Origin of the sequence: Paenibacillus rhizosphaerae (genome assembly GCF_014192015.1) — a bacterium.
In the GTDB taxonomy this organism is placed as follows: Bacteria; Bacillota; Bacilli; order Paenibacillales; family Paenibacillaceae; genus Paenibacillus_AQ; species Paenibacillus_AQ rhizosphaerae.
Genome location: NZ_JACHXJ010000001.1, coordinates 1,863,937 through 1,889,824 on the forward strand (window position 1 = coordinate 1,863,937; position 25,888 = coordinate 1,889,824).

The following is a 25,888-nucleotide window of genomic DNA, read 5'->3' on the forward strand; positions in this document are numbered from 1 at the left end:
AGCTTCTTATTATACTAATCAGTGCCCTGTTTGTTACAGCCTTGGTCGTACTCCTTATTTTGCGTTCCGGCCATTTTTTAGACCGAAACCTGCGCCCCAGTACGATGCAGGAGGCGCAAGTGCTCCTTCGAAGCGGGCTTCGGTTTCCCGATGAAGATCAGATTCGGTCTGTTCAGGTGTATGACGATAAATTTATGGAACCGGAGATTCGAATCAGTTATTCGAATGGATTGCGCTTGTCCGTCACCCGGCTGCGTGGTCCGTCCCCTTATCCGGTTCTGTCTCACCAAAAAACCGTTCCATCCACAGATAAGCTTCGCGATGACCGAACAGATGAATCGGTGTATCGTTTCGTAAAGGATGGTTTTCGGTTTTCGGTTTACGCTGTACGGAGACGTCTCGGAACAGATTATTTCGGATACTGTCCAGCAGCTCTTCAGAAACGAGTGAACGGGGGGCTTTGATGATAGGAGCTATGCACCACTCCAACCGGATTGCGGCGGCATTTCGGCTGTCCTTAGTCCCCTTGGAGGGGGAAAATAGTCCAGTTTTGGTTTGTATCCCCATATTCACTGCCCAACCCAAGACGAATATAAGGTATATTGGGGAGAAGCGGATCTCATATCTTCGCAACTCTTGTCAGGACAGCCCCTCAGAATCAGGCGGATGCCATGAAGGAGGAGATTGAAACGGATACGATCTGGAACATCCGAAACGGAATCAGGGATATCGCCGAAGGGGTGTATCGATGGGGGCAGGAAACACTCCGGCGCCTTCCCTGGCTCAAAACCTTATATACGATATGGTGCTGGATATCCCTTTTGTTTTTTATCCTAGGCCTGTTCCTGTACCGGGATTCACGCACGATGCTCGTTCAGTATTTATGGTCTTTTTATGTCATGCTGCAGTTTTGGTTTCTTTGCCGGAGCAAAACGTTTACCTGGAAACAAGCAGCGATGTTTATGCTGCTGGGCATCTTTCTCGTCATCCCGGTCACGGCGCTTACGCTGCTCGCAGCGCACGGTCTGTTTGGCGGGGATACGCGGGAAACCTGGTCCCAGGCCGTCCTGACCCCGATCTTCGAGGAAGTGTGGAAGCTGCTGCCGCTTGGTCTGTTTCTGCTCTTTTCACGGCGCGCCTCTTCCATGAGTCTCGCTGATTATACGCTGGCCGGAGCCGGGGCGGGCGTAGGTTTTCAGTTGATGGAAGAGCTGACACGACGCTGGCTGAACTCCGGCATCATCGGGCGGAGGTACGGCTACAGTGTGACGATGCTTGGAGGAGAAACGATCCATTGGGATTTTTGGACGCTGTTCCCCGGCCGGTTTGAAGAAAGCATCTTTCCGACCATCATGTCGGTCAGTCATCCCGTGCACACCGGTATGGTCGCCCTAGGGCTCGGTTTAGCCGTACGGTACAGCAAGCGGCTAAAGGCCGCCATCTTTGCCCTGCCCGCACTGCTGCTCGTCTGGTCGATCATTGAGCACGCCGCTTATAACGGCCAGGGCTCCTTGCAGGACTGGTTTATGAAGATCAGCGAATTGACCGGCAGCGGATACCGCACGAAAGGCGTGTTCCTCCTGATGCTGGCCATTGGTCTCATTCTGGATTACGTCTCGTTGAATCGTGTGAAGAACCGGCTTCCAAGAATGGAAGGCGAAGGATGGATCAACCCGGTGTCAGAGCTGTGGTATATGCTGGAGTCTCTCTTGACCCGCAGGGAACGGCTGACGAGCGTCATGTCCTGGACCCGGGAACGCAGGGAACTGGGGTTCTCGCTCCTGTACGGCAATCCGGAAGCCGCCGCGCTGCAGGGCGACCTCCAGACGAGGATGCTGAAACATTTCCGAGCCGCCGCCGGTGTAACCGCGGTCTTTCTGGTGTTCGCCGGGCTAGCGGGCTTCGCCGCTTATTTCCAGGCTAACGTCCATCCTGCCGATCCGGCATGCTTCTCGTGCATGTTCGATTCGCTGCAGAACTGGTGGGACCGCCTCGGTTTTTGGGAAAAAAGCGCCATCGTGCTCGGGGCATTCGCCTTGTCCTTAGTGTTCGTCAGCTTCTGGCCGGCGCTCGGCATTGCCTTAACAGCGGCGAGCATCCCGGCAAGCGGCCACGAAATCGCCAAAGATATCCGCGATCCAAAAAGGCTGCTCACACCCGAGAACGCGATCTCTGCGCTGCTCGCGCTGGCGCTGAGCCGTGTTCCGTTCGGCAGGCTGGCCGAACGCTTCGGCAAGAAGGGCGGCAGCAGGCTTAAGGATTGGCTGGAGAAGCTGCTCAAACGGCAGAAGGAACCGAAGCCCGATCCCGAGCTGCCCAAGAAACCGCATAAGCCGGATGGGGAGGATCCACCGCCAAAGAAGGAAAAAGATCCTGAGGAGCAGCCGCCGAAGAACGAAGCGGAGGATTATGTGCATTGGAGCAAAGCGAAGTACCAAGGGGTCGAGCTCCACGATGCCAAGAACGGAGCACTTGGGGAATTTGACGGCGTTGATCTGGAGAAGGGCGTCTTCTATGAGGCCAAATCGGCCAAGGGCTTGGACCGCATCCATCCGAAAACGGGCAAGCCGCAGCAGACGCCGCAGCAATTTACGGATAAGCAGCTGTACCAGAAAACGAAGGTGCGGATCAACAACCTGATGCAGAAGGCAGTCGGGACGCGAACAACGCCTGATGGAACGGCGGAAATCCCGACGCTGGAGCAAATCAAAGGAATCCGGCATTTCGAGTTTCAGCTGGACGGGGACTCGCCTGCTTTACGGGCAGCCGCAGAGAACAGCTTGAACAAGCTGCGTCAAGAATTTCCGGATTATACCTTCAACATTCGATTTGGGGTGAAATAACATGTCAATCAGCGCAATTATTGTGGACCCGGAGGACGAGTTTGAACGGTCCTTTATGCTTCCGGTGGCGACGGAGTCCTTTTTCCAGAAATATTGGGTGCCGGCGGTGGAAGAACTGAACTTGCAGTGGGCCGCACTTTTCCAGGACGGCACGGACGTGGAGTCCGAGGACATCCCGGCTGTCTTGGGAGAAGTGTCCCAGCTTAAAGAATGGGCGTGTAACCATATGCATGGGGACGACCTGGACCACATGTTACGCAGGCTTGAGCTGCTGGAGACGGAACTGCCGAAAGCGTACAGGCGCGGCGGTGCGGTCGTCTATATCGGTTAACTAGAGCGAATGATAGATGATTCTATTGTCATACAAAGTGATTGCGATCAAGTCCGGGTTATATTGACACCGGGCTTGATTGCTTTATCCAGATCACGTAATGAAAAGGGGATAGGGGGAGAGCAAAGTGAAGCAGCCTTATCGAATGGATGAAGGGGCTTTTGTGCATCACTTGAATGAGGCTTACGGGATCGCTGCCCGGAGGCTTATTTTTATCCCTTATGGGGATTCGGCTTATTCTTACCGGGTGGAGGGAGAAAACGGGACGCGATACTACCTGAAACTGTTTGACCATGGCAATGACAGCCACGGCCAAGGCATCCTTCGCTGCAGACGCTATGTGCCGCTGATGTGGGAGTTGCATCAAACCGGCCGGTTTATGGAGCTGCCTTGTCCTTTCCGAACCTTAAGCGGCGCTTTCCTGCTTTCCTTCTCCGGTTGCACGGCGGTGCTATTTCAATTTATCGAAGGAGAGACCTGGGCTGAGGCTTACCCGTTCTCCAAGCATAACTTGGAGCGTGTCGGACGACTGGCGGCGCAAATCCGGCAGTTGACTCCCTGGACTATCGGATCCGGCCTTTTGAGTGAAACGTATGATGTATCCTTTTCCGAACATTTGAACAATTGCCTGCAGCTGCTTGAGCATCTTCGGCCCGGTGCAAGTCCCGCTAGCCCGGTGCTGCGTGAGCTTGTCATCCCTCAGCAAACGCGCATCACCGGGCTGCTGCACCTGTTGACAGAGATTCGTGCACGTCTCGTGCTTGATCCGGCCCCCCAAGTGCTCTGCCATGGTGATTTGTGGGGAGGGAATCTGATGGAAACCGCAGACGGCCGGCTTATCGTGCTGGACTGGGAAGCGGCCATGCTTGCACCGCCAGAGCTGGATATCGTAGGGTATATCGGGGACGGTCTGGATCATTTTCTCACAGGGTATGAGCAGGAGCTAGGACAACCGATGGAGCTGAATCCGGATCTGCTGCGTTTTTATGCATACCGCCATCATTTGAGAAACCTGACGCATTGGTGCTTGAATATTCTCCATCGCGACCTGGAGCCGGATCAGCTGGAGAATGACCTCGAAATGGTCCGGCATCACTGCTTGAACCGACTGGATACCGTGGAGGCTTCGCTGCTGGATGCGGCGGATCGAAATATTTAGAAGCAGGATATGATTTTAATAGCGTAAACAAGCGATATGCACAGCTACAGCAAGAAATTAATAGATTGCCGCCATTGTAAGCGTTGACATGGAGTTCTTTTGAATTTTTTCATCCTTATCTCAAACCGTTTGCTTCTTTACAGCAGGCATCCGGAAGGAGTAAGATTCAATTCGTAATCGTGAACTTGTGAACCTGAAACGTAATACTCCTTGATCGCTGAATTCTGAAATCAGGAGCGGGGGAACCAAAGGGAAGAAGCAATGCTTCATTCCCAGGGGTGAATCACTTGATGTTCGTTTATTGAGTGTAGGGATACTTTCGGTCCCGAATCCGTCAGCTAACCTCGTAAGCGTTATGAAAGAGGGATTTGTCGTGCGCATAAAGCCACGGGAAGGTCCAGCTTTCCTGCGGCTTTTTTTGTTGTGCCCAAAAAGGGTTGAGCACGTGTCATACGGGTACATCATGAGCATTTCAACTCTAACACTGGCGGTGACAAACATTTATGGCAGCATTGAAAAGACTTCTGATCGGACGGCCGCTGAAGTCTACCGAATTGGGAGAACAAAAACTGAATAAGAAAAAAGCTTTGGCCATTCTATCCTCCGATGCGCTGTCGTCCGTAGCGTATGGGCCGGAGCAAATTTTGCTGGTTCTGATCACGGTCAGCACAGCGGCGTTCTGGTATTCGATACCGATCGGAATCGGCGTACTGATTTTGTTGGCTGCACTCATTTTATCCTACCGGCAGATCATCTTTGCTTATCCGCATGGCGGCGGGGCTTACGTCGTCTCCAAGCAGAATCTTGGAATCTATCCCGGACTGGTGGCCGGCGGTTCGCTGCTGGTAGATTACATTCTGACCGTTGCCGTCAGCGTTTCGGCGGGCACGGACGCGCTGACTTCCGCGTTTCCGGTGCTGCATGCGCATACGGTGGGGATTGCCGTCACCTTCGTCATCCTCATCACGCTGCTGAATTTGCGGGGCGTCACCGAGTCAGCCTCTATTCTGGCTTATCCGGTGTATCTATTCGCCTTTGCGCTGTTCATTTTGATCGGCGTCGGTATGTACAACATCGCGACCGGTCACGTTTCACCGCATTTGCATACGCCGGTCGGGACGCCGGTGGCGGGAATCAGTCTGTTCTTGCTCTTAAAAGCTTTTGCCTCGGGCAGCTCCGCCCTGACCGGGGTCGAAGCGATCTCGAACGCCATCCCGAACTTCAAGGAGCCGGCCCCGAACAACGCGGCCAAAACCTTGATGGCGATGGGGATTCTGTTGGCCGTCCTCTTCTCCGGCATTGTATTTCTAGCTTTTTATTTGGGCATATCCCCAAATTCCCAGGAGACGGTCGTATCCCAAATCGCCAATCAGACGTTCGGGCGGAATTTTATGTACTTTTTTATCCAGGGCACGACGGCGCTGATCTTGATTCTGGCGGCCAATACCGGATATTCCGCGTTTCCGCTGCTGGCGGTCAATTTAGCCAAAGACCGGTTCATTCCCCGAATGTTTACCGTCCGCGGCGACCGATTGGGGTATTCAAACGGAATCATCATCCTTGGATTCCTGTCCATCGTGCTGATTGTCGCCTTCCACGGGCAGACGGAACATTTGATCCCGCTGTACGCGGTAGGGGTATTTATCCCCTTCACGCTCTCGCAAACGGGGATGATCGTCAAGTGGATCCGGGAAAAACCGCAGGGTTGGGTGACGAAGCTCGTCATCAATACGATCGGTGCGCTGATTAGCTTCACGGTGTCAGTGATGTTCTTTGCAACAAAGTTTGCGCAAATCTGGCCGATACTGATCTTTTTGCCGCTGATCGTGTATTTGTTCCACCGGATCAAGAAGCATTATGAGGCGGTTGGCGAGCAGCTGCGGCTGTCGACGTGCGAGCCGGCGGTACCGATTGAAGGCAATGTGATCATTCTCCCCGTGTCGGGCATTACGCATGTCGTGGAGCATTCCCTGAATTATGCGCAGTCGCTGGCGGCGGATCAGATCATTGCGGTCTATATTCCGTTTGAACGGGAAGAAGAGAACCGGTTTGAGGAAAAATGGCAAAAATGGCGGCCCGACGTACGCCTTGTGACGCTGCACTCTCCTTACCGGAGCATTATTCATCCGCTCAGCAAATTTATCGATACAGTACATCGGAAAGCCAGCGAATCCAATTACCAGGTCACGGTGATCATTCCTCAGTTTATTCCAAAGCGGAGCTGGCACAATCTGCTGCATAACCAGACGAGTTTGATGATCCGGACTTATCTCTTGTTCCGCAAAGATGTTGTTGTCACGACAGTACCGTATCATTTAAAAAAATAGCGACGCAGATGGTTCGTCATACCATTCGTAATCAGGCCCCGGCATTTGAGCCGGCGGTCTTTTTTTGCTTGAAAGCAGCGTACATATCTGAAGCGGGAGTGCAGTGCCTTGGGAATAATGGCTGGAGAGTAATGGCTTATTTCCTGCAGAGTAGGGAATCCGTATTTTTTCACTGTGCCGGGTGTCATAGCATGAACGCAACAAAAGTATATCCATCGCGTCTAATCATCGTACATAGAACAGCAACAGGGGTGGAACAGATGAATGTGAAACTAATGACGATATTCGGCGCCGTACTCGGATCTGTGCTCGTATGGGCAGGAAGTGCAGCTGCAGAAGAACGATTTACCGATCTGCAGCACTCGAAGTGGGCGGAAGACGGCATCATCTATATGGCCGAACGGGGAACCGTCGCTGGATACGGTAACGGGAAGTTTATGCCCGAAAGGCAAGTCACAAGAGCGCAGGCCGTCACTTTCATGGTGCGGGAGCTCTACCCGCAAGAGCTGCAGCAAGTAGCCGGCGGCGGCATGACCTATACAGACGTGCCTAAGAACCATCTTTTTAATCTTGAAATTTCCATCGCTGCAAAACATGGGCTGGCCAGCGGATTTCCTGACGGCACGTTCCATCCGGATGCACCGATGAGCCGTACCGAAACGGCTGCGTTTCTTACACGGGCCTATTCACTTGTAAAAGGCCAGCAACCCGTAACATTAACGGATACAGCAAAGCATTGGGCGGCAGCGCCTATTCTCATTATGAGCTCCAACGGATTGATCGGCGGGTATTCGGATGGCACCTATCGTCCGGACCGATCCGTTACGCGTGCGGAGTTTGCCGTATTGATGTCGAGGGTCATTCGCTTCGAACGTCAAGGAGCCATTCAGGCACAGGATTGGGATAAGCTGATATCCTATATGACGGTCAGCGAGCAGGTCGGCCAAATGCTCATGCCTGACATCAGGCAATGGAACGGGCAAGTGACGACTACGGTCAATGAAGGAGTTAAACGCAGCATCCATGATCAAGATTTAGGTGGACTTATTCTTTTTGATAAAAATATCGTAGATGTTCGGCAGGTCACCACAATGACGCATGATCTGCAGATGGAGGCGGGTGACATCCCGCTGTTCCTTGGCATCGACCAGGAAGGCGGCGTTGTGAAACGAATCCCCGGGGGTACGAATCTGCCGGGTCAAATGGCACTGGGCGCAATCGGAGATACGACGCTCGCCGAAGCGGCCGGACGTCGTACAGGGGAGGAGCTAAAGGCGCTCGGGCTGCAAGTCAATTTTGCGCCAGTACTCGACATAAACAGCAACCCAGACAACCCGATTATCGGAATGCGGTCGTTTAGCTCCGATCCGGATTTAGTGACAAGACTGGGTATCGCAGAGATCCAAGGACTGCGGCAATCGGGGGTGATCCCGGCGGTCAAGCATTTTCCCGGCCATGGTGATACGGTAGTAGACTCCCATTTGGGAATGCCGGTGCTTTCGCATGATCGGGAGCGGCTCAATGCGGTGGAGCTCAAACCGTTTCGGGCTGCCATCGATAACGGAGTAGAGATGATCATGACTGCACATATTGCGTTTCCTGCCGTAGATAACGAACATGTCACTTCGCTCAAAGACGGAAGCAGCGTGCCAATTCCCGCTACGTTATCCAAGAAGGTCCTGAACGGATTGCTTCGGAGCGAGCTTGGCTATAAAGGCGTCATCATTTCCGATGCCTTTACGATGAATGCGATCGCGGAGCATTTTGGCGAAAATCAAGCGGTGGAACGCGCAGTTTCCGCAGGTGTGGATATCATCCTCATGCCGCAAGATCCGGCAGCTGCGCTTCAAACGCTGGTGAACGCGGTGAAGAGCGGGAGGATTCCGAGCGAAACCATCCATTCGTCAGTGAAACGTATATTGGAGCTGAAAGCGAAATATGGTTTGTTTGATCGCAGTGAGAGCCTCGCGTCTCAACTGGCCGTGCTTAACGATGTCATTGGTTCCGAGGAGCATCGTACGGTAGAGCGGGAAATCGCCGAGCGAGCGGTTACCCTGTTAGCCGGCCGTGATGGTGCGCAGCCGGATCAAATTCGTCAAGGTGATCGGGTTGCGATTGTCGCGGCCGATGAGGAGCAGGCGAAGCAGCTCGAGAGACAGCTGAAGCAAGCTGCAACTAACCTATCGCTGAAAACAGAAACAGCCTTAGTCGGTCAAGGAAAAACGAATGCAGCGCTTCAGGCGGTGGATCAGGCGGACTATGTCATCCTGGCTTCATATCAGTTCCGTAACGTGGCCAGTCAGTTTGGCTGGACCGATTATCAAACGTTGATCGATGAGATGAACAAACGGAACAAGCGATATACGCTGATATCGCTGGGCAATCCGTACGAGACGATTTATATCCAGAACATGCGTTCGGGGATTGCGGTATACGGCAAGCAGGAGCCCAATACAGCCGCCGGTATCAAAGTGCTGCTCGGCCAACTGAAGGCCGAGGGCATGCTGCCGGTGTCAATTGATTCAAGTACAGTTAAGTGACAATCAATTACAGGAAGTGTATAAGTAAGGGAAAGTACATGTAAGGGAACACGTACGATTAAGAGAACATGTACGAGTAAAAGAAAAGTGTTCAATATAAGCCGCGCTTAGCGCGGTTTTAATGTTTTTAGAATTATTTTAAATAGATGGATATAAAAAATGATTAGGTTGATGATATTGTTTTTTACAACGATTAGTTTAAGAAGTCACTTATAAACATCTGCGTTTCAGATTAATAATTGGCGTTACTATCGTTAGTTTTTAATGACGTGTTTTTATGACGTAAATTAAATGCACAGCAAGTGACGCAAATGAAAAATGAAGCAGTTGATTTACTAATTGCTGGTTGCAATGAAATGAAGCAAGAAGGGACCGCAACATTAAATGCGCTAGCAGGGGTGGCATAAACTGTCGGGTGACAATAACATAGTAACATTAGAAGCCGCTGATTATGCGGCTTTATATATTTATGTTATCAAGTTCTTGTCAAAACACAATGACAAGAACTTGATAACATTCCCGACTGATGACAAGAACATGGTTACATTCCCGATCTGATCTCATCGACGGCGGCAGACGCCCTTTTATTAAACTAACGGGCAGGATAGTTTAATGTTACTGTCATTACAAGGAAAATTATATTATCATCGACATGCTGACTTTTTAGTGCAGAAAATGCACGGTATTTATTTTTTATCTGCGATAAGATTTATCTTGAAAGGAGGGAAAACGATGGATTGGTTGGGCAGGATGAATAGCGCCATGGAATATATTGAAACAAACCTAGCGGAAAATATCTCATATGATGAAATAGCGCAGAGAGCCTGTTGCTCTACTTATCATTTTCAAAGAATGTTTCCGTTTATTACAGGAGTATCGTTATCTGAGTACATTCGACGTCGACGGTTGACATTGGCAGCATTTGAACTGCAGACAACAGATACAAAGGTTATTGATATAGCTATGAAATATGGATATGATTCGCCAGAAGCGTTTGCACGGGCGTTTAAGAATCTTCATGGGATCATGCCGATATCTGCGCGCGATAAAGGCGTTTCTCTAAAGGCCTATCCTCGAATGTCCTTTCATATTTCAATAAAAGGAGATGTCGAAATGAATTATCGCATCGAATCAAAAGGGCCTTTTGAGATGTTTGGAGCTTATGGTCTGGTCAATTCCGATCCCCAAAAAGTATATGATGAAGTTGCTCAGTTCCGTCAGCAATGTGATGTGGATGGCAGTGTTGAAGGGATGAATGGATTACTGGGACGCTTTAGTAACACCATCTTGCACGCTGCCTTATATGATCATACTGGAACATCTTTTAAATACATGGTGAGTTATTTTTTGCCAAAAGGACTTGAAATTCCGGAGAGATTTACAAAACTTTCTGTCCCGGCACTAACGTGGGCGATTTTCCCAGAACCGCAATGTGATTTAATAAAGTTATGGGGAAGGATTTATTCTGAATGGTTTCCGACATCGGAATACGAACAGGTTGAATGCCCTAGTTTCGAGATGTACTATGGAACGGCAGAGTATGTTACTGGGGAGATTTGGATTCCTGTGAAGAAAAAGTAACTTGTTACTTCATGCGGTACGCATGTGTTTCTCATCGGGCACCCCTCGTACTACCTAAAATTCGGTTTCGAACAAGCGAGACCACACAGCTTTGAACTATAGCAATTCGATGTCCCGAACGAGGTGTTTATGGTGAACATACTTTGTCAGAATGCCGGAATCAAAGGAGAGCGTCCGCAAGGTTGTGGGCGTCCTTTTTCTTTTTTTATGGGCATTTGCTCGAACGGAAATGTAGGTATTGCGCTAACGGGAAACGATAGTTGAATAAACAAACTTTTGAAGAAGCTGCCGACGCTGATCGGCAGCTTCATTACGCTAACGGACAGGATAGTTTAATCAATCCTCGTCAGATCCAACGGAAGGAGAGATGCATCATCGGAATGGAGACTTGAAAGATCACGGTAATAAAGGGCGGAAGGGGACATGTGTATGAAAAAAGCAACTTAAGAACTTTCCCTGTTTGTGGAAAACAAAATGTTATATCATTAAGGAAAATATTGAAGGAGTAATAGTAGAATGTATACTCAACCAACTACCCTACGTTCCGTTCTCGATCCAAAATACTTGAAGTATTCCCTGAGCAAACATTACGATATTGGCGAGTGGGATGAATGTTTATATTGGCTGCGCGGATTAAACGATACTTATCGGATTCGAACCTCAAGCGGCTTTTATATACTTCGTATTTATCGCGTTTCAATAGAAGAGAATGATGTTGCCTATGAGTTATCCTTGTTAACTCAGTTAAAAGGCGAATTGAACTCGGTGTCCACAAAAGTATCGGAACCAATTTACAAAAAAGACAACAGCTTATACACCGTTGTAAGTGCGCCAGAAGGGCAAAGAATTGCAGTGATTTTTCGCTATCTGACAGGCACTGAGAATGTGCTTCATGACGAGAAATCGTGCTTTTCTTTTGGAAAATCTGCTGCCGAATTACATACAGCGATGGACAGAATTACATTAAACCAATCTAGGTACGCCTTGGATACAAACTTTCTCATTAGCCAGCCGCTAAATCGTATTGTGAAATACATTGGAGAGAAACATAGCGCAACATCATTTCTACGTGAATATGGCAATGCGCTAATTGAGCGCATTAACACTGTAACCAGCCATGGATTAGATTGGGGCATTTGCCATGGAGATATGCATGGGAATAATAATGCTTTCCAAGAAGGTGACAGTTTCACTCATTATGATTTTGAATGGTCGGCGAAAGGATGGCGCGCCTACGACTTGGCACAAGTTCGGGGTAGAAAGCGCCAACTAGAGGATAAAAAAGCGCCGTTGTGGAATGCGTTAATCTCGGGCTATCGATCCATCAGAGATTTCTCCGATCAAGATGAATCGGCGATTGAATTGTTCATGAAAGCCCGTCAACTTTGGGTGATGGGTCTTGAAGTCACTTTTATTCCAAATGATTTTGGAGTTCTTGATTATTCAGAAGAGTGGATAGAGGGCTTTATCAATGAATTTCGTTCGCACAATATTGTTTGATGATAAGCAGTAAAGCACTTTAGAATTAAGTTAACGGGAAACGATAGTTGAATAATCGACCAGGAAGAAGCTGCCGGTGCTGATCGGCAGCTTCATTACGCTAACGGGCAGTTTAATTCAATAATACCTTGGGTCCGAACAAAGGTATCAAAAAGCATTTATTTAGCCTTTTTGTCTGTGCGAGTTTCACCTGCAATCGTGTAAATCATCCCCGGTAAGAACCCATCTTTAGATTTCACCAATTCTCCTTTTAATTCCTCTCCGGAATTTACCTTTCCATAGGTCACAACAGTTGAATCTCTTTCGAGATCGAAATGAACTTCACTTTTTTCCGGAGCAGGTCTTTTTCCATTTTCTTTTGAATAAGTACCTGGTTGATCGCCTTCTCGGCCTTCCCAAACCAAATAGCTCACATCATTTTTCACTTCGTAATAGCTTATGTGATTCCCATAAACATAATAGTAGCGTAAAGCTTCGCCTTCTGGAAACAACAATTGATGAGATGATAATTCTTGACTTGTAGAAAATGTATTCTCACCAATTTGGGGGAGAGATACAGCAACTTTTCGTGCGGCAGCTAAATCATCGACTTGATATAACGTAGAATACTTATCAAGTTTATCCAAGCTGCGAATTACGATAGTATTTGTCTCCTTATCCCAGTTTACATATGCTTTAAAAGCTTCACTTATAAATCGTAAAGGGACCATTACACGATTATTTTTTAATTGAACTGGTGTTCCAAGAGGTAATTTTTGATCACCGAATGTAGATACTTTCTCTCCTACTTTGAGTACCAATTTATTTTTATTCTCTTTTGTGGTTACGGTAACGCTTTTATTTTTTGAGCTCCAAACTAAGCTAAGGTTTAGTTTACTTAAGGATTTCAAGGAAACTAGGGTACTGCCATTGATAACTACGGGTGGTGAATCAGGAGTGATTATTTCGCTGTTTACTATTAATTTAACATTTGATTCTGCATGCGTAGGGACAGAAGCAAATATTAATACTAAGCACACTGCTAAGAAAGCACTCATCATTTTTTTGATAGCCATATTGCATAACCTCCATCAAGTAGAATTGGTCGTATCTTATTATTATAGACGCTAGTGAAAAGCAATTGGTCGGATATTCTTAATTCATGAGAGGAATAACGATTAATTAAGCACTACATTTTAGCATTAGGTCAAAATGTCGAAGGACAATAACTTGTACCGATTGCCGTATTGGACAAGAACATGAGCCGATTACCGATAAGATAAGTATCTAACATCCATGCAATCTCATTAAGCTAACGGGCAGGATAGTTTAAAAGTTTCGCGAATACCCTAAATATAGAATTATTAACGGAGTTCGTTAATAAGACGTTATGTGAAAAGCATGCAACGGTATAAAATCTAATTCAGAGGAAGATAACTCAATGAAGGCTAATAAACCCCTAAAGAGAAAATCCTTCGGTTTTATCGTACAAACTGATCAAATGGAAAGAAAAAAATTATTAGTTTACTCGAATGGGCCAGGTGTACAGTTCAGGTTACCTGGTGGAAATATTGATCCTGGAGAAACGGCTGAAGAGGCTTTATATAGAGAGATGTTGGAAGAGTCTGGGTTGACTAATTTACTGATGGCGAATAAACTCGGAGTTCAATATTATTACAAAGCATTTATAGATTCAAATGTGGAACGACATGATTTTCTTGTTGTACCTGATAGAAAACTACCAGAAAAGTGGGAATATATTGGGACAGGTGATGGAGGCGATCAAGGGAGCAAATTTAAGTACCAGTGGGTTACTAAAGATGAAATTCATTTAATAGATGAAGAATTTAGAAGAGATATTATAAAGAGCTACTTAGAAGTGCTATTCAGCTAACGTATGACTACAGAAACTTCATTAAGCTAATGGAACACGATAGTTGAATAAACGACCAAGACTAAGCTGCCGGCGTTGATCGGCAGCTTCATTACGCTAACGGGCAGGATAGTTTGGTTATAAAATAAAGTAAAGAGGAATTTGATCGGAAAATTTGAAGTTAGTGGGGAAGAGGTATATGAACGAAAAACCTATATACAAACCACTTGATGATCTCTCAACCGAAGAAGTAAATAAAATTCTTAGACGAAACCAAGAAAAGGAGCTCCTAACTCTGCCGCTTTCAGTAGGACAGAATCACCCTAATTGGAAATTTGCGCAGGACGTTTGCGTTAGACTGTCTGGCCACGCATCTCCTATCGTTAGAGCTAATGCTGTTTTAGGATTTGCATATATTGCGAGGACAAAAGGACAGTTGGAAAAACACATTGTAAAACCTATCGTGCTTAGAGAACTCCGTGAGAATCATGAATACAACTGGAGAATAAATGATTCTATCGATGATATAAATCTTTTTATGAAGTGGAACATTGCTTCAAAAAGTGAATACAGCATAGGGAGTAAATATATCGATCATGACAAATAGGTTGCCGGCTAAATGATCCGTTATTTCATTAAACTAACGGGCAGGATAGTTCAAAAATTCTGCGAATACCCAAGATATGGAATTATTTACGAAGTTCGTGAATAAGACGCTTATAAGGAGTTAATATGGGAGGCTAATATGCTGATATCAGAAATTTCTATAAATACGTTGAATCGTGAGCAGATAACTAATCTCTTGTATGGCAAGAACATTGAACTGGATAAAGGCAATATTATAGGGGATTGCATTTTTGTATTTGGTGGAACATATATGGAACGCACAGAGAAGGCAGTTGAATTATTTAATAATAGAAGTGCGCCGTATATATTGTTTACTGGAGGGGATAAATACGGTCAACATAGTGTTTCTGAAGCAGTTATGTTACGAAATAAAGCACTTGAATTAGGGGTGCCAGAAGATAGAACAATTATTGAGTCTGAATCCAACAATACACTGGAAAATATCATTTGCTCTCTTTTAGTATTAGAACGTAAATTTGGTTTACATAAAATAAAACGCTTGCTGCTTGTTAGTTCTCCAGGACATATGCGCAGATGTATTTTAATGTGTAGAACTTTTATGCCTCCGTGGATCGAGCTGATATGGTGTCCAGATAATCGATCAGTAGGGCAACGTGATAATTGGTGGAAAGACCCAGAATGGGAGCGCAGAGTTACGGATGAAGCCTTCAAAGTTGTGAACGGAGTAAAAGAACGATACTTTATAGATGCAGAAGTAGATATTTAGAAGTTAATCAACAAAAAAGCAGCCTGCTTTTTGGTAGGCTGCTTTTTTTTCTCAATTAAACGAGCAGGATTACATAACTTAACCACGGAATATATTTGGACTAAACGTTAAAAGGAGGACGAATATGGGGAGCTATGACAGTTATGCGAAACAATATAACGATATGGTGAACTCAGGGGGACCAGAGGGTTCCTATAGGTATATTCTACAACAACTACATAGTCTTTCTGATCTCGCCGACTTAAAAATATGCGACATCGGTTGTGGCCAAGGGGAATTAGCCTACCGTTTATCATTGCTCGGAGCAAAAGTAACTGGAGTCGACTTAAGTGACAAGCTTTTAGAGTACGCCCGTAATCGCACTAATCAAGTTTCCTGGGTCCATGACGACGCCATGTCGCTGAAAAAAATAGACGACGAAGCCTTTGATTATGTTGTTTCCAGCGTGATGCTAATGGATGTTCCGGATCATAAACGGGTGTATGAAGCAGCATATCGTATTCTAAAACCAAATGGAATTATGATCTGGGTGATCATGCATCCTTGCTTTCAATCACCATTTAGTCAACCGTTAGGTGATGGTTCGAGGAAGATAATTCAGTATGATTCGCAATTTTGGAAATCAGAAGGAGTTGGTACGATTCGTTCTACTTTAGGAGCATATCATCGTCCACTCTCGCAGTATTTGAATGATTTTCTAACATCCGGATTCTCATTAATCAGAGTCGATGAATTGGAACGGGACGATAATTCCGTAGACAATTTGCCCTTAATGTTTGCTGTGATAGGAAAAAAAGAAACATTTGGGCCAATAAAATAATAATTACTGACTTGTCACTTTAACGGGAAACGTTAGTTGAATCAGAAAATTGTAGCTGCATAAGAACCTTCAACCTCTTGCAGCTAGGGAATGATGGTTTTTTCTTAGATACTTTATTCGTAACATAATATACATTCTGTTACGAATTTCAGTAAACTATCGTCCTTTTTATGGCCGAATTAGAACAGTGGGTGGTTCAAACAATAAAGATGGTCACTGCGACGAATGCGAGAACCAATTTCCTTGCCAAGCAGGCAGGTAATATAAAAATGGAAGAGCGAAAATTAGGGATTGTGAGGCAAGTTCCATTAAGGAGGCTAAAATGAAAGGGCTTGAACTATGTAAACAGTTCTTCTTCGATGTTGGTTTTCCAAAGATTAAGGAAGAAATACCAGAGGTTTTGCCTTACCTAGCCGTAGGATTAGGGGGCGGCTCACAATGTCATGGTAACGACGATGAGGTGTCCCGTGATCATGGATGGGGGCCCGGTTTCGCAATTTGGTTGGAAAAGGATATTAAAACACAATTTGAAAGAGATTTAAAGAGAGTTCTCAATTCGTTACCAAAAAAATATTTGGGATATGGCTGGGCCGATGATGAAGAGGCAGAGCATTCTTGTCCGATTCTTGACATTGATGATTTTATGAATGTAAAAGTTGGAGTGAAATTGGCACCTGTGGTAGATGTTGAATGGTTAGCCATTCCTGAAGAAAAAATTTTTGAAGTAACGCATTTCCCCGTTTTTTACGATGCTGCCGGTGAAATTACAAAGCGTTTTAATTCCTTCAAGAAATATTATCCTGATGATGTGTGGATTAAACGATTAGCATATCATCTTCAAGAAGTATGGAAATGGAATGTTCAATATGTAACACGGTCAGTTAACCGTGGTGATATTGTAACAGCAGGACTCCTGTGGGGGAAATTTGCAGAGCATACGATGAAAGTTGGTTTTCTCTTAAATCGCGAGTATGCACCATATGAAAAATGGCTTTATACAGAATTTCGAAAATTATCCCTATTAGGGAATGAAGTTGGTGATTTAATTGCGAGAGGGATACACTATCCATCAGAAATCTCGAAATTGACTGAAGTTGTTGAAGATCTTTATATACATGAATTAGAAAGAATGGGTTTTGAACCAACCGAAGTACCAGATGCAGCCTATCCTAAGAGTACGATTCAGCTATTGGAATACTCAATAGGGATGTACAATTCAATTAAGAATCCAGAAATAAAGCGATTTAGTTAGTAAAACAGTGGTTTTGTTCCTCAGAGCTAGTTAGTTCGAATTATTTTAGGAAAAGGCCAGCTCATTCATTCGAGTTGGCCATTGACTGGTTGGAACCTTTTTTTCATAATTTGGGTCACCAAAAATAAGGAAAGCAGGAAACTTGAATTCTTCAGTTGAATAAACAACTGAAAGTACCCCACAAAGGCGCGGTTGAATTATTTGCTAGGGAGAACAAATAAAAATGATACCAAGCAATCACAAACACCTCCTTGAGTGGTGGGCTGATGATGACTTAGATCACGGCCGCCCATCTGTGAACAACCCTGACGTACGGCGATTAGTTGCCAATATTAGTCCTGGAAGCCAAGTGGAAGATCTCGGTGGTACCATGAGTCTCAACTTGAAGCTTGACCCCGCAGGGGTGGTCCTTCGTGTTCATCAACCGTTCGTTTCAAAACGTCGGATACTTGCTGTTCAAGCGGTACGGCGACAACTTAGTAACCTTGGACTTATCGTCCCAACGGCAATCCAATGGGGCAATTCGACTGTTTTCCGCTGTGGGAATCGATGGGCAGAGTTAGAGAAGTTTATACCTCACCATCGAGATCAACCGTCGTTAAACTCATATACTAGAATGTTTAGTGCAATGGGGGCTCTCCATCGGATTCTAACGACTCTTGATCTTACGGTTCCACGACCTTTGGTTGCTACTTGGGCTACCCCAACTACACTGCACGGATGGCTCTCGGTGACTGAGTCAGCTGTTCAATGTGACTCAGAAGCTATGGACAACGTTCAATTACTTCGCGACCTGATCAAACGGCTCCGTACTCAATGGATACCAGCAACCAGGTTGCCGATGCAACTCGTGCATGGCGATATCCGTCTCAGCAACATTTGTCGGTCTGCAGAAGGCGTGGCGGTTTACTTGGACTTTGGTTTCTTAGCCCATAGGCCGCGAATCCATGATCTTTCCTATTCCATTGCTTTTATGCTTCTCGCGGCTAATGCACATCAAGACCCCGAGGACATTATCTGGAGAAATATCCCGAAGTTTATTGAAGCATACGAGGATGCTGCGAATTCACGCATCACTGTTGATGAAAGAAGGGCTCTCTTACCCTACACAGCTTCAGTGCCTCTCTACCATGTTGCAAGTGACGGATTTAAAGCCGATTCCATTAAATCTGTAAAACAGCGAATGCCCCTTTTGCGTCTTAGTGAGTGGTTACTGACACATTCTGAAGTAATGCTTTAGGGAAGACGATGGGATACAATAGCTCAATAAAGATGCCTAATTGTCCATACAAACGAAGAGGGGCTCCTGATCGGAGCTCCTTTATACTTCCCCGCACATGGGGTTCGATTATGATCCATATATAGGCTTGCTTTTTGTTGCACATCCAATCGGTACAAGCTCTAGAAACTTGAAATACATTTTCGACCGTTGAAAACAAAGTCTTTTTTATGATTTTTGAAGAGGATTTAAAGCGATTTCGGCATCAATTTAGATTTTAAGATTGAAAGTTCCACCTACTAAAATAGAAGTTTGCCAACCCTCGCATCGGTAAAGCATTTAAGGGACGATCTTCATAAGGTAGATATTATTCTGGAGATCTCCAAGTAAGGCGAAGCTTCTCCCGTCAATTGGTTCCTGAAAGGTTGGCCAATATGCACTGCGGCATGTTCCTTTCGCACTTTTCGCCGATAGCACCGTTAAGCTGAACCGTATCATAAATAATAGCACAGTGGAGAGGCAATGGTTACCCTTAGAATATAGCGGCTATAATTATAGGGCGAAGGTTTGAAAAGGATGTAATTCTTGGTACAGGATGGATAATCATTACTAACGGAAAATGGCCAGTTCTCGGAAAGAAGGTATTTGAATTGACAGACGGTTATTTGGAACAATCCGCAACAATGAATGCCACTACACTCCATGACGCAGAATTAAGTCGGTTGGTAGGCTTGATCAACAATTATGTTCAAAGTGACGGTACCTTTAGCCAGCCTATTCCCGGACTGCATATCAGGCGCTATTCCAGGACAGGTGTGGACTGGGAGAAAGCTTTTTACTTGCCTTCCGTCTTAATTGTTGCGCAGGGAGTCAAGACGGTCAGGCTTGAGAAGGAAACTTTTCAAATCGGCAAATCCCGTATGTTCATGATACCGGTTGCCTTACCCGTTTCGCTGAGAACGATACAGGCAAATGCGGAGCAACCTTTTATCGGCATCGGATTGACTCTTGATCCGGAAAAAATAGCGGAGTTTGTTCCAAAAGTGTATCCACGGGGGCTGCCCTCTGTGCAAACACGGTGTGCAGGTTATACTGCTGAGGCTGACACAGGTATAATCCATGCTGTGGCGAGATTGATAGAATGCCTGCACCATCCAAGTGATGCGGAATTACTTGCGCCCATTGTTAAGGATGAGATTCTAATGCGGCTGCTGCTCAGCCCGATCGGGATTCACATCGCCGAAATGGGTTTTGCCGACACATCGGTTCGACAAGTCGCTAAGGCAATCGAGTGGCTGCGGAGCAACTTCGATCAGCCCATGAAAGTTTCAGAGTTGGCAAGTCTTTCCCACATGAGTGTTTCTGTTTTTCACAAGCATTTTAAGGCTGTTACCTCTATAAGCCCGTTGAAATATCAAAAAGAACTGCGTTTGCAGGAAGCCCGGAACCTCATGTTATCCAAGCAAATGGATGCAATTACAGCTTCCCAGTTGGTGGGATATGCAAGTGCCTCACAGTTTAGCCGTGATTACCGCAGCTACTTTGGAAATCCGCCAAGAAGGGATATGGCTAAACTGCATAGCAGACTCACAAGTGAAATGTATCAATAATAGAAGCTAATAAATATTAATGTTCATCACAGGAGAATCAGGCAATAAGTTACGTGGAACAGGCAACAATCTTTTTGAGACTTCAGTAATAATGGGGTTGAGGTTGAGTATTCCATGCGCTGGCGTATGGATGATCCTATTATGAAGTGCTTAGGAGGATTTTAATATGCGTGTTTTTGTTACAGGTGCTACAGGTTTTATTGGTTCTGCTGTTGTCAAGGAACTTATACATGCCGGTCATGAGGTTGTCGGACTTGCCCGTTCAGATAAGGCCGCTGCCGCGCTCCATGCGATGGGGGCCGAAGCGCTTCGCGGCAGTCTGGGTGACCCTAATGGCCTGCGCAGCGGAGCTGCAGAAGCCGACGGCGTCATTCATTTAGCGTTTGATAATAGTTTCACGGATTTTGCCGGAGCAATTGCAGACGATCTTCAGGCCATCGAAGTAATAGGAGATGTCCTTGCCGGCTCTGGAAAACCGATTGTGATGACGTCGGTAACAACTATGGTTCCGTCATTGGGGAGACCGGCCACTGAAGATGATCAGGCGCAGGACGGATCGCCCGGGTTACCGCGAAGTATAGCGGAGAACATGGCAATTGCATTGGCTGTGCGTGATGTACGGTCATCTGCGGTGAGGCTCGCTCCATGTGTACATGACGCCACTAGTCAGGGCTTCGCCACACTTCTGGCTGAGCTTGCCCGTCAAAAAGGTGTTTCAGCCTACGTAGGCGACGGAGCGAACCACTGGCCTGCCCTGCATCGGCTCGATGCGGCCAAGCTGTATCGGTTGGCTCTGGAATCTGCTCCTGCTGGTTCACGGTTGCATGGCGCTGGTGAAGAGGCGATTCCCTTTCGGAATATTGCTGAAGCCATCGGCCAGCGCCTAAACCTGCCGGTCTCCAGCATTTCCCCCGAAGCTGCTGAGGAGCAGTTCGGATGGCTTGCGCCTTTCGTCTTAATGGACAATCCGACGTCAAATGTCTGGACACGAGAGAAGCTCGGTTGGGAACCTGTTGAGCCTACGCTTGTCGCCGACATTCTGGGAAAATAATCAAACGGCAAGTTTAGGATAGAGGTCTAGAGACAAGAGTAGCTTGGCCTATACATCTCACAATAGCCAAATTTTAAAATAGAAAAGGAGAGGGCATACCGCCTCCTCCTTCCCACAGTTATTTCCGCGCTCCAACCTTCGGCCGCTCCAACCGACTCTGTTCACGCATAGCCTGCTGTCGGGTGACAAAAACATAGATAACATTAGAAGCCGCTGATTATGCGGCTTTATATATTTATGTTATCAAGTTCTTGTCAAAACACAATGACAAGAACTTGATAACATTCCCGACTGATGACAAGAACATGGTTACATTCCCGATCTGATCTCATCGACGGCGGCAGACGCCCTTTTATTAAACTAACGGGCAGGTTAGTTGCTTACATATGTTAAAATATACATATCGTAATTACTTTGATGAATAAAGGTAAAGGAGCGCCTAAATTTCATGAGAACACGATATTTGTTTATAATTGGGTCAATGTTTATAGTTGTATCGGGGCTAATTTATACCATAGAACGAGCTGTAAGCAATATAGCTGGTAATATTAAATTAGCAGGTTTTTATGCGGGACGAATGACTGGAGAAGTACCATCACCTCAAATTCCGGGATTCAGTGATAACATTTTTGCACCATTGTTCCTTTTAAGTGGATTGATAATAATCGCTGTTGCACTATTACGTAGCTATAATAATTCATTGCGGCTTTTTAGGAGGATCTCCATGCTTAAAAAATATTTATCAAAGTATCCACTATGGTTTACGGTTATATGGTGTTTGACTGCCTTAACTATACTTTTAACGTTGCTGTTTTGGAAAAATATTTTAATAACTCTCTTTTCAGTGATTGTTTTAGAAGTGGCAAACGGATTTCGAACGTGGAATAGTAATCGGACGTTATCTGTTCTATCGTTCGTATTAGCATTCATGTTCTCCTATTTGTTTTATCGATTTTTGGCTTTGTAGGCAATGTAGAACCGGAAACTGTGAGGGTTGAAGGTCATTGGAACCGGATACCCGATTGAGCAGACCACCAAACAACTTGTTGAGTGATTGGAGGATGGTATGAGGAAAATTGATTGGATCAAAGTAATTCTAGCATTATCATTGTTCGTGAATGTTTTTTTGTTTATGAATCATAAACATGATAACCGAAATCAAGAATTGAAATATGAGTTATTGAATACATCCATTTATCGAGATCTAGCCCAACTTGAAGTAACGATACAGGATCAAAAAGATCATAATTGGAAAAATGAAGCTCTTGTTGTCCAGAAACTGGATGATGCTATGGATTCAATTATTATGCGCATCGGAATGGAAAGAGATAACGATAAGGAAACGCTCCTTTGGAAATTGCACGATTACATGAAAAAGTTCGTGGTTGGTGACGGAACTTTTGCTTTAGATATTAGTCTAAACGATAAGCAACGTGCCGATTACATCTATTTAGGCGAGAAGCTGCGTTCTAGCGGGTGGAGTTTTAATAGAAGGTTTGATACAAACTGGGATAGTTTTGCATTAAAGTTACAAGAGCTCGTAACGGAGTCATAGACAGAATTGACTTGTAGGGATACAATCCAAGCAAATGCGGCTGCTGCGATCCAGATAGGCGTACTTCGTTGCGCTAACGGGGAACGATAGCTCAATAAAGACAAGAAGCCAGCCGATCACTTTGACCGGCTGGCTTTACTCAACTAACGGGCAGGATAATTCAATCGTTTCTTGAATACATTATGAGTTCTTGTCATCCGACACGACATGTGTGATTACCTTCGTTTTCTGTTAGCCGTAAATTGTCGAGGGACAAGAACATGTTCCCATTGAAAGTCGCTATTTTGGCGGCTTTTTTATTTTATCGGTACAAATTCTTGTCCCGAGCCCAGGACAAGAACTTGTACCGATTGCCGTAATGGACAAGAACATGGGCCGATTACCGATCCGTGGCGAAAATATCGCCAAGCTGCTTCAACGTTTGCGTCTCCGCCGGTGTCGACGATACTTGATCTTTGTAGATCAAATCAGCGGCGGCCTGCACGCGGAAATGACCTTCGGATCATCCAAATTGCTGCTTTCAGCAAAACTGGTCGTGTATGTTTCAGGTAAATAAGGGTTTCCTCCGAACAAGAAGGAAAGGGTATGCGGATTATCCGTAACGGAAGCGATACCGTACTGGGCATTGATGCCTTTGCCGTAGTTGCTTGTCAGCTTTTTTGCATATTCGACCATCTTATCCCAAGTCCAGGAAGGATCATTCCAATCCGTCGGCAGGTCGGGCAGTCCGGCGTTTTTGAATAAATCTTTGTTGTACACCATCGTTAAGCCGAAGCTGGTTACTTGCGTAACGGAGTTGTATTTGCCATCTACTTTGTACAAATCGAACACGCCATCGACAAAATCCTCCGTGGTTTTCATGCTCTTTTCGATGCTATAATTTTGGTTATTTTAAATAATTACATTCATTTTTATTCGAGGCCAAATGTATGCATAGTCCGAGACTCCATTTAAAAATCGGTGGGATTGATATACAAGATACCTACTTTTGAAGCATTGGCCCCAAAATAGGTCAAATATGAAGCGATGGAAATTGACCATTGAGGGGTTTAAAGATTAAATCAAAAAAATTGTCATTCACCAAGTCAAGCGATAGGGCATACATATATATTACTCCGCTCGTAATTATCATCATCCGTGACTGCAACGGTGAAAAGAGTGTGATCGCAGGGGTGGCTGCTGCCCAAATAAAGCATGCATGTTTTATTTTAGGGCTTCAATAAGGGCATCCAGAACTGTTGACTGGTGGATGATCTGATTAATGGCTCAGAATCTGACCTATTGAAGCCTACGGATGGTTAACCAAAAGGGCTGAATGGACCAGGTAGCATTTTGCAGTGTACGGATCTTTTTGAGGATTTATGGTCTGAAATTTCAAAAGACCTACTTTGCTGAGCGCTTATTGTTGCGCTCATTTTTTTTGGAGAAATCAGAAATTCTGGATGTTTCGAATACACTTAATTTATTGCGAGACAGAGGATATTTAACATATATTACAATGATTTTGGAGAGGGGAATTCAGGTTGTTTCCTCATGACTAAAATATTGTTTGCAATTATACCCAAATCGCAATCCTTCATATTGGTTGTGCGGAATTAGATGGCAAAAGGTTCGGGTGAACCATATATTATATAATTCCATCCTTGACTCATTTCAGAGTGCACCTTCTGTTCTGTGACTGCAACGGATAAAGGATGTGATCGCAGAGGCGGCCGCTGCCTACAAAGCGGTTTTTTGTGTTTGGCTTAAAAGATTTTGTTGAGTACATTTTCAACAATATATTCATTTCCATTGTTCGGCGGGAATGTTATTTCTAGATTTAAACACGAATTCGATATATCTTGGCTTCTTTATGATTGGCCAGAAGAACAATCGAATGAAGGACGTCTAGAATAAACTAAAGGGAATGGTTAATCGATTTTTGAAAAGCAAGAAATTCATTAAAGGGGAGAGCCTTTATGCCAACTTGTCCGTTTTACGGTTCGAATATTGAGGAAAGAGAACACAGGTATCATTGCCGGTTTTGTGATTTGGAACTGCTGGACAACGAGATACAGCAAAACGGATCAAGAAAGCAAATTTCACTCGATGAGCCAACTTCTCTTGAGGCAGCAGAACTTTCTACCAGAGATTTATTGGGGAAGGACAGCTATTTTCTCACGTGCTTGCTTCAGCTAGTTCGGCAAGAACGAACCATTAGCTATCATGATTATTTGCTTTTTTTCAAAAAGGCGAGGCACCAGGAAGGAGATTCTTTAGACGATGACAGAAATGCGGGCCGGAGATACGAATACTGGACACGGAAACCATGGATTTTAGGAAGCGTTGTGGTTCCTTTCCGGAGAGGATCTCAGATGCTTATTTGTAATCAATAGTGCGAAATATACAGAAATTTAATACGAAACTGATGCAGAATGATGATTAAACCAATCTGGGCACTTCTATAGAGAGAAAAAACCTTGCCGACCTTGGCAAGGTTTTTGTTACCCTATTTAAAAGAGAAATGCTCTAGAGATGATGACCAGCAGGATGAACAGGACTAAAATAGCTCCTATGCCTCCTCCCCAGCCATAACCAGCCATACCTGCTCCACCGGTTGCACCACCAACTACGTTTGACATTTTATCCACTCCTTTTTCGTAAATACATGGTTACTGTATGCTTAACAATTCAGAAGCGCCTGTACGGATTAGCGAACTTCGATAAATAGGCAACTGAGAATCAGGACAATGGACATAAACTGTGCATTATTTATAAGTACAGGGGGGCAGCTTTATTTAGAGGAACGACAGGAGTACCAAAAACACAAGGGAGGCCTTTATCATTTGCCATTTATGAAGAAATACGAAATACTAATCCAGATCAAAAGGACAGTCGAATTGGATGCTGGCAAT

General features: G+C 45.3%; 19 protein-coding genes and 1 riboswitch. Of the genes, 16 read left to right on the forward strand and 3 right to left on the reverse strand.

Features of this window, described 5'->3' with window-relative positions; all coding sequences use genetic code 11:
- Positions 1-671: 671 nt before the first annotated feature.
- From FHS19_RS08075 to FHS19_RS08105, 7 genes are all read left to right on the forward strand, one after another.
- Positions 672-2,843, forward strand: a complete 2,172-nt coding sequence (locus FHS19_RS08075) for a PrsW family glutamic-type intramembrane protease (RefSeq protein WP_183581108.1) — start codon at positions 672-674, stop codon at positions 2,841-2,843.
- A 1-nt stretch (position 2,844) separates the two neighbouring features.
- Positions 2,845-3,174 carry a hypothetical protein gene (locus FHS19_RS08080; RefSeq protein ID WP_183581111.1) on the forward strand — a complete coding sequence of 110 codons (330 nt, stop codon included), beginning with the start codon at positions 2,845-2,847 and terminating at the stop codon, positions 3,172-3,174.
- 127 nt (positions 3,175-3,301) lie between these two features.
- Positions 3,302-4,333 carry a phosphotransferase enzyme family protein gene (locus tag FHS19_RS08085; RefSeq protein WP_183581114.1) on the forward strand — a complete coding sequence of 344 codons (1,032 nt, stop codon included), beginning with the start codon at positions 3,302-3,304 and terminating at the stop codon, positions 4,331-4,333.
- 205 nt (positions 4,334-4,538) lie between these two features.
- Positions 4,539-4,702: riboswitch (cyclic di-AMP (ydaO/yuaA leader) on the forward strand.
- Positions 4,703-4,836: 134 nt separating this feature from the next.
- Positions 4,837-6,660: a potassium transporter KimA gene (gene kimA, locus FHS19_RS08090; RefSeq protein ID WP_183581117.1), complete on the forward strand. Its 1,824-nt coding sequence runs from the start codon at positions 4,837-4,839 to the stop codon at positions 6,658-6,660.
- 260 nt (positions 6,661-6,920) lie between these two features.
- Positions 6,921-9,200, forward strand: a complete 2,280-nt coding sequence (locus FHS19_RS08095; RefSeq protein WP_183581120.1) for a glycoside hydrolase family 3 N-terminal domain-containing protein — start codon at positions 6,921-6,923, stop codon at positions 9,198-9,200.
- 732 nt (positions 9,201-9,932) lie between these two features.
- Positions 9,933-10,781, forward strand: coding sequence for an AraC family transcriptional regulator (locus FHS19_RS08100; RefSeq protein WP_183581123.1), 849 nt, complete (start codon positions 9,933-9,935; stop codon positions 10,779-10,781).
- A gap of 516 nt (positions 10,782-11,297) precedes the next feature.
- Positions 11,298-12,281, forward strand: a complete 984-nt coding sequence (locus FHS19_RS08105) for a phosphotransferase (RefSeq protein WP_183581126.1) — start codon at positions 11,298-11,300, stop codon at positions 12,279-12,281.
- 158 nt (positions 12,282-12,439) lie between these two features.
- Here the strand turns inward: FHS19_RS08105 and FHS19_RS08110 are convergent, their stop codons facing one another.
- Positions 12,440-13,336: a copper amine oxidase N-terminal domain-containing protein gene (locus FHS19_RS08110; protein WP_183581129.1), complete on the reverse strand. Its 897-nt coding sequence runs from the start codon at positions 13,334-13,336 to the stop codon at positions 12,440-12,442.
- Positions 13,337-13,701: 365 nt separating this feature from the next.
- On the opposite strand from FHS19_RS08110, the gene FHS19_RS08115 reads away from it, so the two are divergent.
- From FHS19_RS08115 to FHS19_RS08155, 9 genes are all read left to right on the forward strand, one after another.
- On the forward strand, positions 13,702-14,154 hold the full coding sequence (locus tag FHS19_RS08115; protein ID WP_183581132.1) for an NUDIX domain-containing protein: 453 nt from the start codon (positions 13,702-13,704) through the stop codon (positions 14,152-14,154).
- 178 nt (positions 14,155-14,332) lie between these two features.
- On the forward strand, positions 14,333-14,740 hold the full coding sequence (locus FHS19_RS08120) for a hypothetical protein (RefSeq protein ID WP_183581135.1): 408 nt from the start codon (positions 14,333-14,335) through the stop codon (positions 14,738-14,740).
- A 138-nt stretch (positions 14,741-14,878) separates the two neighbouring features.
- Positions 14,879-15,487 carry a YdcF family protein gene (locus tag FHS19_RS08125; RefSeq protein WP_183581138.1) on the forward strand — a complete coding sequence of 203 codons (609 nt, stop codon included), beginning with the start codon at positions 14,879-14,881 and terminating at the stop codon, positions 15,485-15,487.
- A gap of 124 nt (positions 15,488-15,611) precedes the next feature.
- A complete protein-coding gene (locus tag FHS19_RS08130) occupies positions 15,612-16,307 on the forward strand; it encodes a class I SAM-dependent methyltransferase (RefSeq protein WP_183581141.1) in 696 nt (231 codons plus the stop codon).
- A 322-nt stretch (positions 16,308-16,629) separates the two neighbouring features.
- Complete coding sequence (locus FHS19_RS08135; RefSeq protein WP_183581144.1) at positions 16,630-17,559, forward strand: DUF4037 domain-containing protein; 930 nt, start codon at positions 16,630-16,632, stop codon at positions 17,557-17,559.
- A gap of 370 nt (positions 17,560-17,929) precedes the next feature.
- Entirely contained in the window at positions 17,930-18,799 is an 870-nt protein-coding gene (locus FHS19_RS08140) for a phosphotransferase enzyme family protein (RefSeq protein ID WP_246426526.1), read from the forward strand.
- A gap of 629 nt (positions 18,800-19,428) precedes the next feature.
- Complete coding sequence (locus tag FHS19_RS08145; protein ID WP_183581150.1) at positions 19,429-20,388, forward strand: AraC family transcriptional regulator; 960 nt, start codon at positions 19,429-19,431, stop codon at positions 20,386-20,388.
- A gap of 166 nt (positions 20,389-20,554) precedes the next feature.
- Positions 20,555-21,439: an SDR family oxidoreductase gene (locus FHS19_RS08150; protein ID WP_183581153.1), complete on the forward strand. Its 885-nt coding sequence runs from the start codon at positions 20,555-20,557 to the stop codon at positions 21,437-21,439.
- A 1,066-nt stretch (positions 21,440-22,505) separates the two neighbouring features.
- Positions 22,506-22,994: a hypothetical protein gene (locus tag FHS19_RS08155; RefSeq protein ID WP_183581156.1), complete on the forward strand. Its 489-nt coding sequence runs from the start codon at positions 22,506-22,508 to the stop codon at positions 22,992-22,994.
- A gap of 462 nt (positions 22,995-23,456) precedes the next feature.
- On the opposite strand, the gene FHS19_RS08160 is transcribed toward FHS19_RS08155, so the two are convergent.
- Positions 23,457-23,855, reverse strand: coding sequence for an extracellular solute-binding protein (locus FHS19_RS08160; RefSeq protein ID WP_183581159.1), 399 nt, complete (start codon positions 23,853-23,855; stop codon positions 23,457-23,459).
- A gap of 1,631 nt (positions 23,856-25,486) precedes the next feature.
- A complete protein-coding gene (locus FHS19_RS08165; RefSeq protein WP_183581162.1) occupies positions 25,487-25,615 on the reverse strand; it encodes a sporulation protein YjcZ in 129 nt (42 codons plus the stop codon).
- Positions 25,616-25,888: the final 273 nt, after the last annotated feature.

Excerpts from the sequence above, each read along its gene's own strand:
- FHS19_RS08075 (WP_183581108.1), top strand. The coding sequence starts at position 672 with ATGAAGGAGGAGATTGAAACGGATACGATCTGGAACATCCGAAACGGA.
- FHS19_RS08125 (WP_183581138.1), top strand. The coding sequence starts at position 14,879 with ATGCTGATATCAGAAATTTCTATAAATACGTTGAATCGTGAGCAGATA.
- FHS19_RS08135 (WP_183581144.1), top strand. The coding sequence starts at position 16,630 with ATGAAAGGGCTTGAACTATGTAAACAGTTCTTCTTCGATGTTGGTTTT.
- kimA (WP_183581117.1), top strand. The coding sequence starts at position 4,837 with ATGGCAGCATTGAAAAGACTTCTGATCGGACGGCCGCTGAAGTCTACC.
- FHS19_RS08110 (WP_183581129.1), bottom strand. The coding sequence starts at position 13,336 with ATGGCTATCAAAAAAATGATGAGTGCTTTCTTAGCAGTGTGCTTAGTA.
- FHS19_RS08095 (WP_183581120.1), top strand. The coding sequence starts at position 6,921 with ATGAATGTGAAACTAATGACGATATTCGGCGCCGTACTCGGATCTGTG.
- FHS19_RS08150 (WP_183581153.1), top strand. The coding sequence starts at position 20,555 with ATGCGTGTTTTTGTTACAGGTGCTACAGGTTTTATTGGTTCTGCTGTT.
- FHS19_RS08130 (WP_183581141.1), top strand. The coding sequence starts at position 15,612 with ATGGGGAGCTATGACAGTTATGCGAAACAATATAACGATATGGTGAAC.
- FHS19_RS08080 (WP_183581111.1), top strand. The coding sequence starts at position 2,845 with ATGTCAATCAGCGCAATTATTGTGGACCCGGAGGACGAGTTTGAACGG.
- FHS19_RS08140 (WP_246426526.1), top strand. The coding sequence starts at position 17,930 with ATGAGTCTCAACTTGAAGCTTGACCCCGCAGGGGTGGTCCTTCGTGTT.
- FHS19_RS08105 (WP_183581126.1), top strand. The coding sequence starts at position 11,298 with ATGTATACTCAACCAACTACCCTACGTTCCGTTCTCGATCCAAAATAC.
- FHS19_RS08160 (WP_183581159.1), bottom strand. The coding sequence starts at position 23,855 with ATGAAAACCACGGAGGATTTTGTCGATGGCGTGTTCGATTTGTACAAA.
- FHS19_RS08120 (WP_183581135.1), top strand. The coding sequence starts at position 14,333 with ATGAACGAAAAACCTATATACAAACCACTTGATGATCTCTCAACCGAA.
- FHS19_RS08115 (WP_183581132.1), top strand. The coding sequence starts at position 13,702 with ATGAAGGCTAATAAACCCCTAAAGAGAAAATCCTTCGGTTTTATCGTA.
- FHS19_RS08100 (WP_183581123.1), top strand. The coding sequence starts at position 9,933 with ATGGATTGGTTGGGCAGGATGAATAGCGCCATGGAATATATTGAAACA.
- FHS19_RS08155 (WP_183581156.1), top strand. The coding sequence starts at position 22,506 with ATGAGGAAAATTGATTGGATCAAAGTAATTCTAGCATTATCATTGTTC.
- FHS19_RS08165 (WP_183581162.1), bottom strand. The coding sequence starts at position 25,615 with ATGTCAAACGTAGTTGGTGGTGCAACCGGTGGAGCAGGTATGGCTGGT.